Genomic DNA, 14,746 nt, shown 5'->3' on the forward strand with positions numbered 1-14,746 from the left:
AGCTATCGCTCGATAATGCTCGGGGAGATACTACGCCGCGACGAAGTCACAACAACTGCACGTTGCTCAGTTTCCACTCGCCGTCCTCGCGGACCAGCGAAAGTTGCATCCGGTTGCGGTCGATTCTCGGATCGGGGGAGTTGGTGTTCGTGATCGTCTGATCGAGGAACACGAGAACCTCGGCGTTGTCGCGATCACTGCTCGCCAACCCGGCTGAAATGATCTGAGCGGACGAGGTCGCCTGATACTGCACGATCATGTTCTGCAAGTTGGCTGCCACCTGGGCGTACTGACCGGCGAATTCGCCGACAGAATTGTCACGGACCACGGAAAGATTCTGATCGAGGTTCTGGAAGTTGTACGTCGCAAGATCAGTGGCGAATTGCCGTCCGCTGTCCAGGGCGCTGATACGCGCGTTTTCGTCGACCGATTTCTGCCAGGTCGCGAATGCGCCCCATCCGAGCGCCGCGACCACGACCAGGGCGCCGGCAACGATCGCTACGGTCTGCTTGCGAAGCCGCTTGGGCTTGTCGACGATTGTGGGCGTCTGGGGTTCGGTTGTCTCGGTCATTGCGTTCCTTGTACTAGTAGTGCGGCAAACGAGTTGTCGCCGAGAACGGTGTTCTGACCACCGTTGAGGCCCAGACGAATCGACGTTCCGTCACCGGCTGCGACCGTTCCGAGGGCAGGATCGTATTCAGCAACCCCGTCGATCGTTCCAGTTCCGGTGGGGACGTTCTGCGATCCGCGATTCTGGATCCGGCCCGACTGGTCCGCGCAGTGTTGGTTCTTGTCGAGCGTGGTCGGTGAGGTGTCCTGTACCGATCGCCGGGGCGTGTCGTAGATACAGACCGGTCCGAGTGCTGTGATCAGATCAAGCTGTGCCCGTCCGTCTTTGACGATACTTCCGAACTTCTCGAATCCTTTGGGCACCACCACCAACAAGGCATCGACGGCGGGCATCCGTGCAGTGACGATCTGAGTGGAGACGAGAGAATTGGCCAACAGCAGACTGAACGGCTCACGACTCTGTTCGATGAGAGGCAGTATCTGATTGTCGAGAACACTCGGGCTTCGATCGAGGAGTGTGCGCAGTTGCGGATCGGAGTTTCGTACCTGATCTGTCAATTGGCGAAGTGTGAGTGCAACTTCGGGAAGAGCGTCAACATTTTCCTCGTTCGCAGTGAACAGTGAGCGCGAGTTCTCGACGAGTGTGTTGACACGCGGTTGATCGGATTGGACAGTGCGCGCGAGCACGTCGAAGTTGTCGACGAGCGCCTGCAGATCCGGACCCAATCCGTTCAATCCCTCGCCGAGTTCGTGCGAGAGGGTTCGCAGGTCTGCCGGATCGACGGTGTCGGCAGCAGCGTTGAAATTCGCAATCACGGTTCCCAACGCGACCGGGATCGAAGTGCGCTCAGTCGGAACGACGGAACCTTCAACCAGATACGGGCCGCCGTCGGTCTGCGAGGACAACTGAACTTTCAATACCGGAACGGCAGTGTCCTGGCTGATGGCCACATGCGAATCGTTGGGGATCTGTTTGTCGGCGGCGATGCTCAACGTCATCACGACGAGGTCCTGGGCAGAGTCCACCTCCACCGACTCGACGTCGCCGACGGTGACTCCGCGATAGGCCACTTCCGAACCGGGAGCGATTCCGGCCGCGTTCTCCAATTCGACGATGACCGAGAAGGTTCCGGTGAACGGATCTCCGGCACCGACTTGCCGGAGTACGTACGTCGTGCTGACCACCGCGATGAGGAGAAAGGCGGCGATCTCGAAATAGACGGTTCGGTTCTTCATCGCGTTCCTCCTTGCAGGGGTGTCGTGATCGGCAGTTCCCGATCGGAGGCGGGCAGAGGTGGCAGTGGCGGTGCGGCGCCCGGGATTATCTCGTTGAGCACTCCGGTCACGGTGCCCTCGACATCGACGTCGAGGTCGATGTTCACGTAATCGCCTGGGCTGGCACGCTCGAGGAGCACTCTTGCGTTGTCCAGGTTGGCCATCGTCTCACCCAGTGTCGGCCCCATTGCCGAGAACTGGTCGAGGATGGGTGACAGTCGTCCGGTGATCTCGGAAATCTGGTCGGCCGACTGGTCGAGTACGGAATTGGTTGCGGTACTGAGCCGATCGGTTTCGTCGAGTAGATCGAGGAGCGGTTGTCGTTGGTCGGCGATCACGCCCAATGCGGGTGTGAGTGTGCGCAAGCCTTCGTCGATGGTGGCGCTCTCGTCTCCGATCAGAGCGCTGAGCCGGTTCAGTGAATCCAGTGCCGAATTGATCGATTCCTTTCGGTCGTCAAGTGTTCCGAGAAAAGTGTCAAGGCGTGCAAGCAGATCGCGGATCGTCTCCTCCCTGCCGTCGAGAATCTGATCAGCCTCACTGACGATGTTCTTGACCTGCGCCAACCCACTGCCGTTCAACAGAGTTCCGACGGCGCCGAGCAGTTGTGCGACATCGGGTCCGCGCACGGTCTCCGATCGCTCGATGGTGGAACCTGGTTCGAGAATGGGGCCCGCTGGATCGACCGGAACTTCGAGGTTGACGAACGCATCGCCGATCGGGGTCGACAGCTCGATCCGAGCGCGGGTGCCGACAGGTAGTTCGATGTCCGACGCGATTTCGGTATGTACCACGGCTGCAAAGGTTTGCGCGCTCATCGACGTGACTCTGCCGACCACTGCCTGGCCGATCCGCACCTCGCCGCCGACGGGAAGTAACGACGCGTCGACGAATTCCATGTTCAGCGGGTACGACTCTCCTGGCAGACCGCGTCCGAGGGGTAGGTGCTGGAAGTTGAGACTGCAGCCGGTCAATGGCGCCGCGATGACAAGTGCCACGACAACGCTCACCACGGACTTGTTCGACGCCATCAGTTGCCCCCACCGAGGATGCGTGCCAGGTCGGAGCTGCCTGCCGAAGGAAATTCGATGGGATTGACGATGCCCGGCCCGGTGCACAGCGGTATCGGCATCTTCTCGCACAGTTCTCGCGTCGTGTCGAACTGTGAGAGATCGGTGGCGACGTTCAATCGTGCTCTGGCTCGGCCTTCTTCGGTGACGAGGTTGGCGACGTTCTCGAATCCCGTTGGTGCCGTTTCGATGATCTCGCGCAGTTGATCCTGTTTGGTCGCGACTGCACCGGCCAACTGTGCGAGCGTACCCAGATCGGCGGTGACCGCCTCGCCGTGTTCGGCGAGTAGCGCTGAGACCTGTCCGAGCAACGTGGTCAGGGAATCGAGCGCCCCGCTGATGTCTTCTCGCTGGGCGCTGAACGTGCGGGCGGTGACTGTCACCGAGTTCGACAGGGAGTCGACCTTGGTCTGGTTGTCCGCGATCAACTGCACGAGGGTGTTCAGGTTCTTCACCAGTTCGGAGATGTCGGGACTTGCACCCGCCAGTACCGAACTGGCCTGTGAGATGGACCGAACGGCATCGTTGAATGCTTGCCCGTTGCCGTCCAACGCGTGGGCGCCTTCTCCGATGAGGTCACCGATCCCGCCGCCGTCGGCGCCAGGGCCGAGCGCCACCGTCAATTCGTTCACCGATGCGGTGAGTTGGTCCCACGTCAGCGGGGAGTGAGTGCGTTCGAGAGGGATCACCGCGCCGTCGATGAGGAACTCACCGTCCTCGTAGCCGGGGCCGAGTTCGATCGTGCGGTCACTGATGACCGAGGGAGACAGGACCCAGGCCTGCGCGTCGGCGGGTATACGTGTTCCGGATGGCAGGCTCAGCGCCACTCGTACCCGGGACCCTTCCGGCGTGACGCTCTCGACCCTCCCGCTGGGAACTCCCAGAATCGTCACTGTGTTCCCGGTGAAGATAGCGTCGGTCGAGGTGAATTCGGCGGTGAGAGTGAGTCTGTGTTCGTCACGCGTGACGAACAGGACGGCACCGATCGCGCAGATCACAATCGCTGCCAGCACGGCGAGTTTCTTGACGGTCGTGGTCATCGACACCCCTGAACGAGCCCGACGACGCACAACCAATTGTCCGGGATGAGGGTGGAGGGCGAGTTGAGGTCGAGCCAGTTGCCGTTACCGGTCGCGTTGGTGACGTAGCGGACGCTGGGGGCGAAGTTGTCGAGCAGTGTGGTCAGTGATTGTTCGTTCTCGGACAGAACTCCCGTCACCACGTGGATGTCTCCCATGACCGAGTCGACCAAAGCCTGGTTGTCGCCCAGGAACTGGGCAAGTGTGGTGCTCAACTGATTGAGGTCTTGTACAAGCGCATTCAGCACATCTCGCCGGTCGGCGATCGTGGACATCACCAGATCCGCATTCCCCAGAAGGGTTTCCAGAGTGTCCTTCTGCTCGATCAGTGTTGCGGTCGTCTGCTGCGCTCCGGTGAGAAGGGAACGGAGCGCAACGTCGTTGTCGTTGACTACTCCGGAGAGTGCGTCGATTCCCTCGAGTGAGCGGCGAATGAGTTCGGGATCGTCCGGTGAGTTGTCGGACACCACGGTCAGCATGTTTCGCAGTTGTTGCAGATCAAGATTTTCCGACGTGGATTGTGCTCCTCGACCGAGATCGTCGAGAGTGAACGGAACGCTCGTGTTCTCGATGGGGATGGTCGAACCTGCGGGTAACGAGCGCGATCCGTTCGGAGTGACGTCGAGCGAACGTCGGCCGAGCAGAGTCGAGATCTTGATGTCCGCACGGGAGTCTTCGCCGAGAGTGACGCCGTCGTCGAGTCGGAAGGTGACTTCAACCGAGTTGCCGCTGACCGCCAACGAGGTGACCACCCCGCTCGGGACTCCCGCGACGTTGACCGGATCGTCCTGCGTCAACCCGGTGGCGTTGGCAAAGACGGCGTGGTACTCGTTGGTCTTGACCTTCAAGATCAGTTGAGGGACAACGAGTGCGGCCAGAACCACACCGACTCCGACGAGGATGCAGATGATTCCGTTGCGGACCGGGTTCTTGACGGTGAGCCAGTTCATCGGCACACCGCCGAACGCTCGGGGCCGCCGAGGGTCACCGATTGGTCCAGCGCGCTGAGCCGGAAGTTGCAGATGTAGATGTTCGCCCAGCTTCCGTAGCTCATCGCGATCCCCAACTGGGTGAACAGTTGATCGAAAGCGGTGATACCGGTCGCCAGCGACTCACGATTGTCGACGACGACGCGAGCCGACTGATCGATCGAAGTCAGCGCGCCAGCCAAGTCCGGTTCCACGCCCGTCACCAAGTCCTGAAGTGAAGAAGTCAGTGCGCCTGCGGAATCCACTGCGGCCGAGATCTGTTGGCGGTCCTGTGCCAAACCGCCGACCAGTGTGTCGAGCGTGTTGATCATCTCGACGAAGTTGGGTCGATTCGTCGTGGTCACGGTAAGGACCCGGTCGAGGTTGTTCAGTAGTTGGTCCAAGATCGCGTCCCGGGACGTCAAGTTCTCGGTGACGGCAACAGTGCGCTCCAGCAGGCTTTCGATGGTGGAACCTTGTCCTTGGAATACCTGGACGACCTGTGCGGCAAGCTCGTTGACTTCTGCGGGGTCAAGTGCGTCGAACAGGGGACGGAATCCGCCGAGGATGTCGGTGAGGTCGATCGCCGGCTGAGTCTGTTCCACGGGAATTGTGGCCCCGGGGGAGAGGTAGTTGCCTGTTGCGCGTTCGGCCTGTCCGGGTTCGATCGAAATTGTTCGCGCTCCCAACAGGTCTGCGTACCTCACCACAGCGCGACCGTCGGACGGAATACGTTGTGCAGATTCGAGTTCGAAGCCGACGACGGCTTGGTTGTTCACCAGCTCGACGCTGTCGACGCGCCCTACTCGCACCCCGGCGATCTGAACATCGCTGCCGGTGACCAGGCCGGAGGCATTGACGAAGACGGCCCGGTACTGCGAACTCGACCCGGAGACTGGGTTGATCAGGGTGCTCACCACAACCACGGTGGCGAGAATCGACAGTGCAGCAAACAGTCCGAACCTGATCAGAGATTTCTTCACGCTCATCCGCCCACCACCGTCGTGCCGCGAAATACCGGCCCCGCCACGAGAGTGTCCAAAGCTGTACCGCCCTGGGTGAGAGCCGAGATCAGGGACTGTTCGGCAGGGCTGCCGACCGGGCCGACGGTTCCGCCGAACGCGGTCGCGGCGGCAGGACAGTTGGGTCCGCGGGTTCCGTCGTACTGTGGGCAGTCGGTCTTTCCGTACGGATACAGATCTGTGACGGACAGCCGTAGATCGGTGCTGAGCCACGGACCATGCGCCAACGCGGGCGGGAGCTTGATCGTGAGATTGCGCAGGCCGTTGTAGAAGGTGGTGATGTGGTCCGGCCGCGAAGTGATTGCGCCGGTCAGGGAATCGGCGTCGTCGACCAAGGTGATCATGCGGTCGCGATTGTCACCGATCAGACTCGTGGCAGCAGCTCCCGTGCTGGTGCCGGCACGCAGAAGCCCCGCCAACCCGTCGGATTTCTCGACGACGGTCTTGGATGTGGTGATGGAGTTCTCGAATGCGGCGAGCATGTCCGGCGCACTCGTCGAGAGACTGTCGGCGAGGGTGGCTATGTCGTCGAGGTCGTCACCGAGTCCGTCGATGACGGGCTGCGCACCGACCAACGCTTGGTGGACTGAATCGAGCGATTCGCCGATCTGGTTTCCCTTGCCGCTCAACGCGTCCGAGACTGCCGTGAGTGCGACGTTGATGTCGGCGGGGTCGAGGGAAGAAACGAGCGAGTAGATCCGTGAGATCGATTGGTAGAGCTGGACCGCGACTTCGGACTGATCGGATACCAATTCGGTACCCGGCACGAGAGCAGGACCACGCGAGAGTCCGTCAGGTTGAATCAAGTCTACGAAGAAGTCACCGAAGATGTTGCGGGGCATCAGTCGCACCTGACTTGTCGACGGTATGTCCTCGAACGCTCCCTCGTCGATCGCGAGTGAGACAGTCGAAGCGGTGGTGCCCGGCTCGATCTCGGCCACAGCGCCGACGACGACGCCGCGGTACTGTACCGAGGATCCGACTCGCAGCGCACCGGCACTGGCGGGGACGACAGCACTGACCTGCGGTGTGGAACCGGTGGAGTCCGTACCTCTGCTGAACAAGAAGACGTAGGCGAGGATCAGGATGACCACGGCGAGTAAACCCCGCAGTGCCAGGGTGATTCGGCTGGAATTCGTGACGATCATCCGGTCAGCCCGGGTACGTGAGGTTTGAGTCCCCACAGCGCAATGGTCATCGCGACGTCGGTGAATGCAAGGAAGACGATGCTGGTGCGCAACGCTCGTCCGGCGGCTCGTCCGACGCCTTCGGGTCCACCCGTCGCGGTGTAACCGTAGTAGCAGTGCACGAGGGTCACGACGACCGCGAACACCATGACTTTTATCAAGGACAACCAGATGTCGTTGGGAGAGAGGAAAAGACTGAAATAGTAGCCGTACGTTCCCTCCGACTGGCCTTTGACCCGGATCACCGCAAGCGCCGTTGCCATGTACGAAGCAAACAGGCCGACCAGGTACAGCGGGACCACCGCGATGAGCGCCGCGATCATTCGGGTGGTGACCAGGTACCGCAGCGAGGGAATCGCCATGACTTCGAGCGCGTCGATTTCCTCGGAGATCCGCATCGCTCCGAGCTGCGCGGTGAATCCGGTTCCGACCTTGGCTGCCAGGGTGATTGCGGCAACGAGTGGTGCCACCTCGCGAGTATTCGCGATGGCGGACATCACGCCGGACAGCGGTGCGAGGCCGACGAGGTTGAGTCCGCGGTAGCCCTCGAGTCCGATCTGGGAACCGGCGAAGAACGAGATCGCGAAGATCACGACGACGCTGCCGCCTCCGGCGAGCAGGGTGCCCGAACCGAATGCCACCTGGGCGACGAGACGGGCGACTTCACGCCAATAGCGCTTGAGGGTTGCGGGAATCGAGGTGATGACACGCGCGTGGAACGTGAACTGATCGCCGAGTCGACTCAGGCCGTCGACGGTCCGCGAACTGACCCGCTTGGCACGAATTGCGATGGGCAGGTGCATCAATAGGCACCTTTCACCGAGACGAACAGTGGGTAGAACTGAGTAATTGCGAGGTTGGCGACAAACACGAGGACAAACGAGAGCACGACGGTCTCGTTGACTGCGTCGCCGACGCCTTGAGCACCGCGCTTGACGGTCAGGCCCTTGTAGCAGGCCACGATTCCCGAGATGAGAGCAAAGGCAACGGCTTTGATGCCGGAGACGACGAAGTCGCTGGGTTGACTGAATTGAACGAGATTGCGCAGGAAACTCTGTGCGTTGCCGTCGAGTATCAGGACGTGAACGAAGAGGCTTGCGCCCAAACCGATTACGAGAACTATCGAGTTCAGTAGGAGGCAGACGACGGCAATGGCGATCATCCGGGGTACGACCAGGCGTTCGAGCACGGGTAGACCGAGCACTTCGAGTGCATCGATTTCCTCGCGTATCGTTCGCGCTCCCAAATCTGCGCAGATTGCGGAACCGCCGACACCGGCGATGATCAGGGCGCACACCAGGGGGCCGGCCTGTCCGATGATGAGGAACGCGACGACGGCACCGCTGTACGCACCCGCGCCGATTTGATCTGCGAGCGCACCGATCTGCAGTGCTACCCCGACACCGAGGGGAATCATCACCAGAGCGGACGCGACCGAGGTGACGTGGGCGAGAAACCACATCTGGTCGAGCGCCTCACGCCAGGCGAGGCGCTTGTGTCGAAGAGATGTGAACGCCGCAACGCACACGCGAACGGTGAAGGTGAAGAGCAGTCCGATCTCGGAGAGCAGGTTCGAGAGCATGTTCGTCTTGGCGGGGGAGACAGCAGTTGTTTCCCCGGTTGTTCCATTCCCGGTCGTCGTAGCTTCGGTGCTCACGCCATCCCCCTCTCCGGCCGAATCGTTCTGGTCGGGTTTCTTCGATCACACTCGGGAGCTCGAAGTGCTCCAGGTCACGTTCGGAGACGGTATCAGGAAACTGACTCTGAAGTAAGTTCCATTTCGGCCACTTCATCACCGGGCGCGAATGTCGACGCGGAACTTTCGTTTGCGTCCACGCAACCTTCCCGGCGAGAGCCCGAAATGCGGCGGGTGCACAATGAGTGAATGCCACGATCAAGCCCCATTTCCGCTTGGAAGTCCCTTCGCGAAGGCAACGAGCGATTTGTCAACGACGCGTCCATTCACCCCAGCCAGGGAATCGCGGACCGCGCGAAACTCGTCGATGGGCAGCACCCCACAGCGGTGCTGTTCGGTTGCGGTGATTCGCGCGTAGCCGCCGAGATCATCTTCGACCAGGGTCTCGGCGACATGTTCGTCGTGCGCACTGCAGGTCACGTGCTCGACGATTCGGTGCTCGGTTCCATCGAGTACGCGGTTCACGTGCTCAACGTGCCGCTCATCGTCGTCCTCGGGCACGACGGTTGCGGTGCCGTGAAGGCAACGCTCGACGCCCTGGACAAGGGCGCAGTTCCCGACGGATTCATCCGCAGTGTGGTCGAGCGTGTTGCTCCGTCCATCCTGATGGGCCGCAACGAGGGCTTGTCCACCGTGGACGAACTCGAAGGCCGTCACGTCGTGGAGACCGGCTCGCTGATCATGCAGAGGTCCCGGATCATCGCCGACAAGGTGGACAAGGGTGCGTGCGCGATCGTCGGCGTCACGTACACGTTGTCCGACGGTCACATGCGAGTTCAGGGCGCGGTCGGCGACATCGGCGAGAGCGTTGAGACCGTCGAGGGTTAGATCTTCCGGGGCAGTGGTACCTGGCAGCAGACAATGGGTACCGACACGCCGCCTCAGCTGACGGTTAGTGGACCCTGCGCCAACTACCGTTGAGTCCGTGTTGGAACCTAATGGACCACTGCCCCCCGAGATCTACTGGCGTCGCCGGGCGCTGGCCATTGGTGCCGCCGTCATTGCACTGGCGTTGATCATCTGGGCGGCGTCCGCCCTCTTCAGCGGTGGAAGTGATACCCCGGAGGCCGATTCGGCCGCTGCGAGTTCCTCGCTGACGACGGACGTCTCCTTCACCCCCAACCCTTCCGGTTCCAACGCGCCGGAGGGTGGCGGTGGCTCGGGTGGCGGCGCTGCCGGTGGATCAGGTGGCTCGGGCACGCAGGCTTCGGGATCGTCTTCGTCTTCTTCCTCTTCGTCGACCACCGGGGCTCCGGTCCCGGCCGGTCAGTGCGCCGACTCGTCGCTGGCAGTCAAGGCCACCGCAGACAAGGCGACCTTCGCTCCCGGCGAAGAGCCGTCGTTCACGATCGTCATCACCAACATCGGTTCGGCACCCTGTGATCGAGATCTGGCGGGCGGCCTTCAGCAGGTGCTCGTCTACAGCATCGACGGCAAGACCCGGTTGTGGTCCAACGTCGACTGCTACCCACAGCCCGCAGCCGACGTACGCAATCTCGCGCCCGGCGAGCAAGCTGCGTTCAAGGTCGCCTGGTCGGCCACGACGTCGACCCCCGAGTGCGCGACCGCGCAGAACCCCGAGCGCAATCCGGTGGGCGCAGGCGCTTACACGGTTGTCGGGCAGCTCGGTGCACTGCGAAGCTCCCCGGAGCCGTTCAACATCGCATGAGAGCGGGCAAGCCCGAACAGGCCCGCTAGTTGAAGGATCCGGTGATCGACGTTTCCGCGAGCCGGGAAAGTCCCTCACGGATGTGACGGGCCCACAGCCCGCCGATGCCCTCGACCGACTGCAGATCGGCAGCCGTAGCGGCCAGCAGCGACTGGAGAGTGCCGAAGGATCCGACCAACCGGTGGATCTGATGGAACTGCAATCGAGGTACACGCATCAGCACGCGATATCCGCGAGGAGTCATCGGAGTGTCGAGGGCTTCGATCGTGCCCGGATAACCGAGAACACGCGCAAGAGTCGTGAGATCGAGTAGATCGGCGTCGGTGACGCGATCGAGTGCGACGAGGACGTTGTCCATCGCCGCGGTGCCGATGGGCTCGGGACCGGCAAGATAGTCCCGAACGATGAGTTGACGTGCAATGTCGTTGTCGCCGACCAGTTCTTCGAGCTGCAGTGCCAACTGGCGACCGTCGGTGCCGAGCTCGAGGACATCCTGTTCGATTTCGATCGACACGCGGCGAACCATTTCGAGGCGCTGTACGACGGTCAACGCGTCGCGCAGAGTCACGAAATCCTCGATCTCGACGACCGACAGTTGCCGTGTCACTTCGTCGAGTCGCGCTTTGTATCGTTCGAGCGTCGCGACGGCCTGGTTGGCGCGCGAAAGTATGGTGGCCGAGCCGTCGATGACATGCCGGATACCGCCGACGTACACACTGACGATCGACATCGACTGACTGACCGAGACCACGGGATAGCCGGTCTGAATTGCCGTGCGCTCGGCAGCGCGGTGCCTCGTGCCGGATTCGACGGTGGGAATCTTGTGATCGGGAACCAGCTGGACGTTGGCACGCACGATGCGTGTGCCGTCCGTCGAGAGGACAACCGCGCCGTCCATCTTCGACAGCTCGCGCAATCGGGTCGGTGCGAACTCCACGTCGAGGTTGAATCCGCCGTCACACAGCGCTTCCATTTCCTCGTCGTATCCGAGGACGATCAGCGCGCCGGTACGGCCGCGCAGAATTCGTTCGAGCCCGTCTCGCAAAGCGGTACCCGGCGCCAACCTGGCGATGGTCTCTCGCAATGCCGACGACGACTGTGTGTCCGCCATCGCACTGATCATTGAGAAACTCCCTGCTGAGGTCGATGTCACTTCGGTTGGGTCCGATGCCTGCGCCGGACGGATCCCCGTTTAGATTACCTATCCATGAGTAGTACCTGGACCCTGCCTGATGACCTGACTGTCCCGGAGCCGGTCGAATTCTTTCCGGCCGCCGGCGAGAAGCTGCCTCAGCACTGGTCGAAATGCTTCGGCTGCGGCGACGACCAGCCTGCGGGAATGGCGATGAGTTTCAGGGCTGGTAACGGACTGGAAGTGACCGGTCGTCTGGAGGTCGCCAAGAAGTATCAGGGCGGTCCAGGTGTCATTCACGGCGGCATTCTGTCGACGGCATTCGACGAGGCTCAAGGTATGGCATGTATGGCTCTCGGCTCGCCGGTGGTGACCGGGCACCTCGAGATCGACTTCGCCCGGCCGATCCCGTTGGGATCGGTGCTCGAATTCCGGGCTCGCATCGACGGTGTTGTACGCCGCAAGGTCTACACCAGTGCAGAAGCGGTGATCGTCGAAGGTCCGACAGCGGATCCGGACACGGTGGTGGGAACCTCCCGCGGACTGTTTCTGACCATCACCTCGGAACACTTCGCCAAGACCAAGGAGTTCGTGGACGGCGAACCGACGTCCCCGTTCGGCACCTCGTCGGTCTGACGAGGTAGTCGGCCGAACGACGATCACTTCACCGGCGTGAGCTTGGGGCGAGACGGGGCTTGTTTGCCGCCCATCAATCCGGCGTAGGCCAGTGCCTCGGCCAGATTCGCCACTTCGTTGACGCGCATGCCGGGAATGTTCGGGCCGGAATCGACCGGCACGATGGCGCTGGTGAATCCCAGTCGGGCAGCTTCGATCAGCCGTCGGTTCACCCCGGCAACCCGTCGAACCTCCCCGGCGAGTCCGACCTCGCCGAGGATGACGAGCCCCTTGGGGACGGGTTTGGCTTTCACGGCGGAAGCGACCGCAATGGCGAGAGCCAGATCGGCACCCGGCTCGGTCATCCGCATACCGCCGACGGTCGCGGCGTAGACGTCGGCCTTCGAGATCGACACTCCGACGCGGCGTTCCAACACGGCGAGAACCATGGCCACACGGGCGGTGTCGAGCCCGCTGACGGCTCGGCGGGGTGTCGGTAGCGGCGTGGCGGCGACGAGCGCCTGAACTTCACCGAGTAGAGGTCGCTTACCGTCCATCATCACGGTGACGGCAGTGCCTTCCACAGCTTCTTCACGGTGATGCAGGAACAGGCCGGACGGATCGCTGATCTCGTTGATGCCCTGCTCGCTCAGCTCGAAGCATCCGACCTCGTCGGCCGCACCGAATCTGTTCTTGACGCCGCGGACCATGCGCAGGGTGGAGTGCTTGTCACCTTCGAAGTGCAGAACCACGTCCACGAGATGCTCGAGCGAGCGCGGACCGGCGACGGCGCCGTCCTTGGTGACGTGGCCGATCAGAAGCACCGGGATTCCGCTGGCCTTTGCCAGGGAGGTCAGGGCGCTGGTGACGGCCTTGACCTGAGTCACGCCGCCGACGACCCCGTCGACGTCGGCAGCAAGCATGGTCTGCACCGAGTCGACGATGACCAGTGTCGGTTTGACCTGCTCGATGTGGCCGAGGATGGTCGCGAGATCGGATTCGGCCGCCAGATACATCCGTTCGTGGACAGAGTTGGTGCGATCTGCCCGAAGCCGAACCTGACCGGCAGACTCCTCGCCCGTGACGTACAACGCTCGATCATCCGCGCTGCGCATCGCCCAGCGGTAGACGACCTCGAGAAGTAGCGTCGATTTTCCGACGCCGGGCTCGCCCGCGAGCAGCACCACCGAACCCGGTACGACGCCACCGCCGAGGACGCGGTCCAACTCACCGATCCCCGTGGGTTTGGCCTGCGTCGAGGTGCTGTCGATCTGTGTCAGCGGCGTGGCCGGCGTCGTAGGCAGCACGGCGCTTGATCCTGCTTTGGCGAGTGAGGCGCCGGCGCGACTGGCGACGGGTGCCACTACGGCGACCTCGGTCATCGAGCCCCACGAATCGCAGTCCGGACATCTACCGACCCACTTGGGCACTACCGACTGGCATTCGGAGCAGCGGTAGTTCGATTTCACTTTGGCCACCGGGACAGACTAGAGGCGGGGTCCGACATGGACCCCGCCTCTATTGTGATTCTGAAGTTGTTCTGCGAGGCGCATTGTGCGCCTTGGTGATTCGAGGCTCAGTGCCCAGCTTCTGCAACGTCGGGTGACTTGTCCGACTCGTTGCGCTCGAGCTGCGGGCCTGCGTCGACAGGTACGTCGACGGTGACCGATCCGGCCTTCTCGAACTTGAAGGTGATCGGGACGGTCAAGCCGGGGCGAACGCCTGCCTTGATGTCCTGCAGAACGACGAGAGAGAGCGCAGCGGGTGCGTCGTCGTTCTCTTCGTTGTTCTTGATCTGGGTCTCGGCCTCGGTCGCGGCGCCTTCGCCTGCGGGCAACTGACCGGCCTGCAGCGACGTCTGCGGCTTGATCGTCAAGCCACCTACCTCTTCACCTGCGATGACGCGTGCTGCGTAATCGGTGGTGATGCTGACGAGCTTGTCCGTGGTCTCGGCGCTGTCGTTCACGACGGTGAACGCGAGCACGGCGTTGCCGCCCGGCTCGATGCTGTACTCCTCGGACGAGGGGTAAGCGATGTGCACGTTGCGCAGTGCGATCTCACCGAGGTCGGCGCTGTTGCCGTTCACGGCGGCCTGCTGGACGGCGGTCTGGCTCACCTGTCCGGAACCGCAAGCGGACAGCGCGATGGCTGCGCCTGCAGCCAGTGCAATGGCGGTAGCGACTCGACGAGTCGGCTTACGGATAGCAGTCACGATTTGTCCTCCACGGCGTCAGGTTCGCACTCCACTAGGCAGAGTAGTAGATAAGGTCCCGCGGGCTGGCCGTCGGGTCGCCACAACGGTTGTCTGCGTGGGCTTTCAGTCCGTTACGCAGGGGTGCTCCAGACCAGTTGAATGCACGTACAACAAGCCCTGTCAACCCCTACGCTCGAGCAAGGATGCCCCTGACCTGCACAGTTGATGAGTGGTCGGTTCTTTCACGTGTTAAACTAGTGGAATCGAAA

At 62.1% G+C, this 14,746-nt stretch carries 15 protein-coding genes; 3 read left to right on the top strand and 12 right to left on the bottom strand.

What is annotated here, in order from left to right; genetic code table 11:
* Positions 1–46 precede the first annotated feature (46 nt).
* The 9 genes from P0M12_RS15960 to P0M12_RS16000 are packed head-to-tail and all read right to left on the bottom strand — an operon-like array spanning position 47 to position 8,828.
* Positions 47–571 (bottom strand): hypothetical protein, encoded by a 525-nt coding sequence (locus P0M12_RS15960; RefSeq protein ID WP_042451875.1) that lies wholly within the window; start codon positions 569–571, stop codon positions 47–49.
* Positions 568–1,806: an MlaD family protein gene (locus tag P0M12_RS15965; RefSeq protein ID WP_042923604.1), complete on the bottom strand. Its 1,239-nt coding sequence runs from the start codon at positions 1,804–1,806 to the stop codon at positions 568–570. The genes P0M12_RS15960 and P0M12_RS15965 overlap by 4 nt, the downstream gene beginning before the upstream one ends.
* On the bottom strand, positions 1,803–2,876 hold the full coding sequence (locus P0M12_RS15970) for an MCE family protein (RefSeq protein WP_042451872.1): 1,074 nt from the start codon (positions 2,874–2,876) through the stop codon (positions 1,803–1,805). Before P0M12_RS15970 ends, P0M12_RS15965 begins: the two co-directional genes overlap by 4 nt.
* Positions 2,876–3,955 (bottom strand): MCE family protein, encoded by a 1,080-nt coding sequence (locus P0M12_RS15975; protein ID WP_007726908.1) that lies wholly within the window; start codon positions 3,953–3,955, stop codon positions 2,876–2,878. The genes P0M12_RS15970 and P0M12_RS15975 overlap by 1 nt, the downstream gene beginning before the upstream one ends.
* Entirely contained in the window at positions 3,952–4,944 is a 993-nt protein-coding gene (locus P0M12_RS15980) for an MCE family protein (protein ID WP_037132399.1), read from the bottom strand. Before P0M12_RS15980 ends, P0M12_RS15975 begins: the two co-directional genes overlap by 4 nt.
* Positions 4,941–5,951 carry an MlaD family protein gene (locus tag P0M12_RS15985; protein WP_050656749.1) on the bottom strand — a complete coding sequence of 337 codons (1,011 nt, stop codon included), beginning with the start codon at positions 5,949–5,951 and terminating at the stop codon, positions 4,941–4,943. Before P0M12_RS15985 ends, P0M12_RS15980 begins: the two co-directional genes overlap by 4 nt.
* The gene (locus tag P0M12_RS15990) at positions 5,948–7,132 is read right to left on the bottom strand and encodes an MCE family protein (RefSeq protein ID WP_003945917.1); all 1,185 of its coding nucleotides are present in this window, start codon (positions 7,130–7,132) and stop codon (positions 5,948–5,950) included. Before P0M12_RS15990 ends, P0M12_RS15985 begins: the two co-directional genes overlap by 4 nt.
* Positions 7,129–7,974, bottom strand: coding sequence for an ABC transporter permease (locus P0M12_RS15995; protein ID WP_003945610.1), 846 nt, complete (start codon positions 7,972–7,974; stop codon positions 7,129–7,131). Before P0M12_RS15995 ends, P0M12_RS15990 begins: the two co-directional genes overlap by 4 nt.
* On the bottom strand, positions 7,974–8,828 hold the full coding sequence (locus P0M12_RS16000; protein WP_254593782.1) for an ABC transporter permease: 855 nt from the start codon (positions 8,826–8,828) through the stop codon (positions 7,974–7,976). The genes P0M12_RS15995 and P0M12_RS16000 overlap by 1 nt, the downstream gene beginning before the upstream one ends.
* Positions 8,829–9,056: 228 nt before the next feature.
* Between P0M12_RS16000 and P0M12_RS16005 the strand changes: the two genes are divergently transcribed.
* Both P0M12_RS16005 and P0M12_RS16010 read left to right on the top strand, forming a co-directional pair.
* A complete protein-coding gene (locus tag P0M12_RS16005) occupies positions 9,057–9,695 on the top strand; it encodes a carbonic anhydrase (RefSeq protein ID WP_007726896.1) in 639 nt (212 codons plus the stop codon).
* 97 nt (positions 9,696–9,792) lie between these two features.
* Positions 9,793–10,536 (top strand): DUF4232 domain-containing protein, encoded by a 744-nt coding sequence (locus tag P0M12_RS16010; protein ID WP_277376561.1) that lies wholly within the window; start codon positions 9,793–9,795, stop codon positions 10,534–10,536.
* Positions 10,537–10,561: 25 nt separating this feature from the next.
* Here P0M12_RS16010 and disA read toward each other — a convergent pair whose 3' ends face one another.
* The gene (disA, locus tag P0M12_RS16015) at positions 10,562–11,647 is read right to left on the bottom strand and encodes a DNA integrity scanning diadenylate cyclase DisA (protein WP_024487741.1); all 1,086 of its coding nucleotides are present in this window, start codon (positions 11,645–11,647) and stop codon (positions 10,562–10,564) included.
* Positions 11,648–11,743: 96 nt separating this feature from the next.
* Between disA and P0M12_RS16020 the strand changes: the two genes are divergently transcribed.
* Positions 11,744–12,304: a PaaI family thioesterase gene (locus P0M12_RS16020; protein WP_003945494.1), complete on the top strand. Its 561-nt coding sequence runs from the start codon at positions 11,744–11,746 to the stop codon at positions 12,302–12,304.
* Positions 12,305–12,327: 23 nt separating this feature from the next.
* Here P0M12_RS16020 and radA read toward each other — a convergent pair whose 3' ends face one another.
* The gene (gene radA, locus P0M12_RS16025) at positions 12,328–13,761 is read right to left on the bottom strand and encodes a DNA repair protein RadA (protein WP_003945739.1); all 1,434 of its coding nucleotides are present in this window, start codon (positions 13,759–13,761) and stop codon (positions 12,328–12,330) included.
* Between the two features lie 98 nt (positions 13,762–13,859).
* Complete coding sequence (locus tag P0M12_RS16030; protein ID WP_007726888.1) at positions 13,860–14,495, bottom strand: lipoprotein; 636 nt, start codon at positions 14,493–14,495, stop codon at positions 13,860–13,862.
* Positions 14,496–14,746 lie beyond the last annotated feature (251 nt).

Source organism: Rhodococcus sp. RCBS9 (assembly GCF_029457415.1).
In the GTDB taxonomy this organism is placed as follows: domain Bacteria; phylum Actinomycetota; class Actinomycetes; order Mycobacteriales; family Mycobacteriaceae; genus Rhodococcus_F; species Rhodococcus_F qingshengii.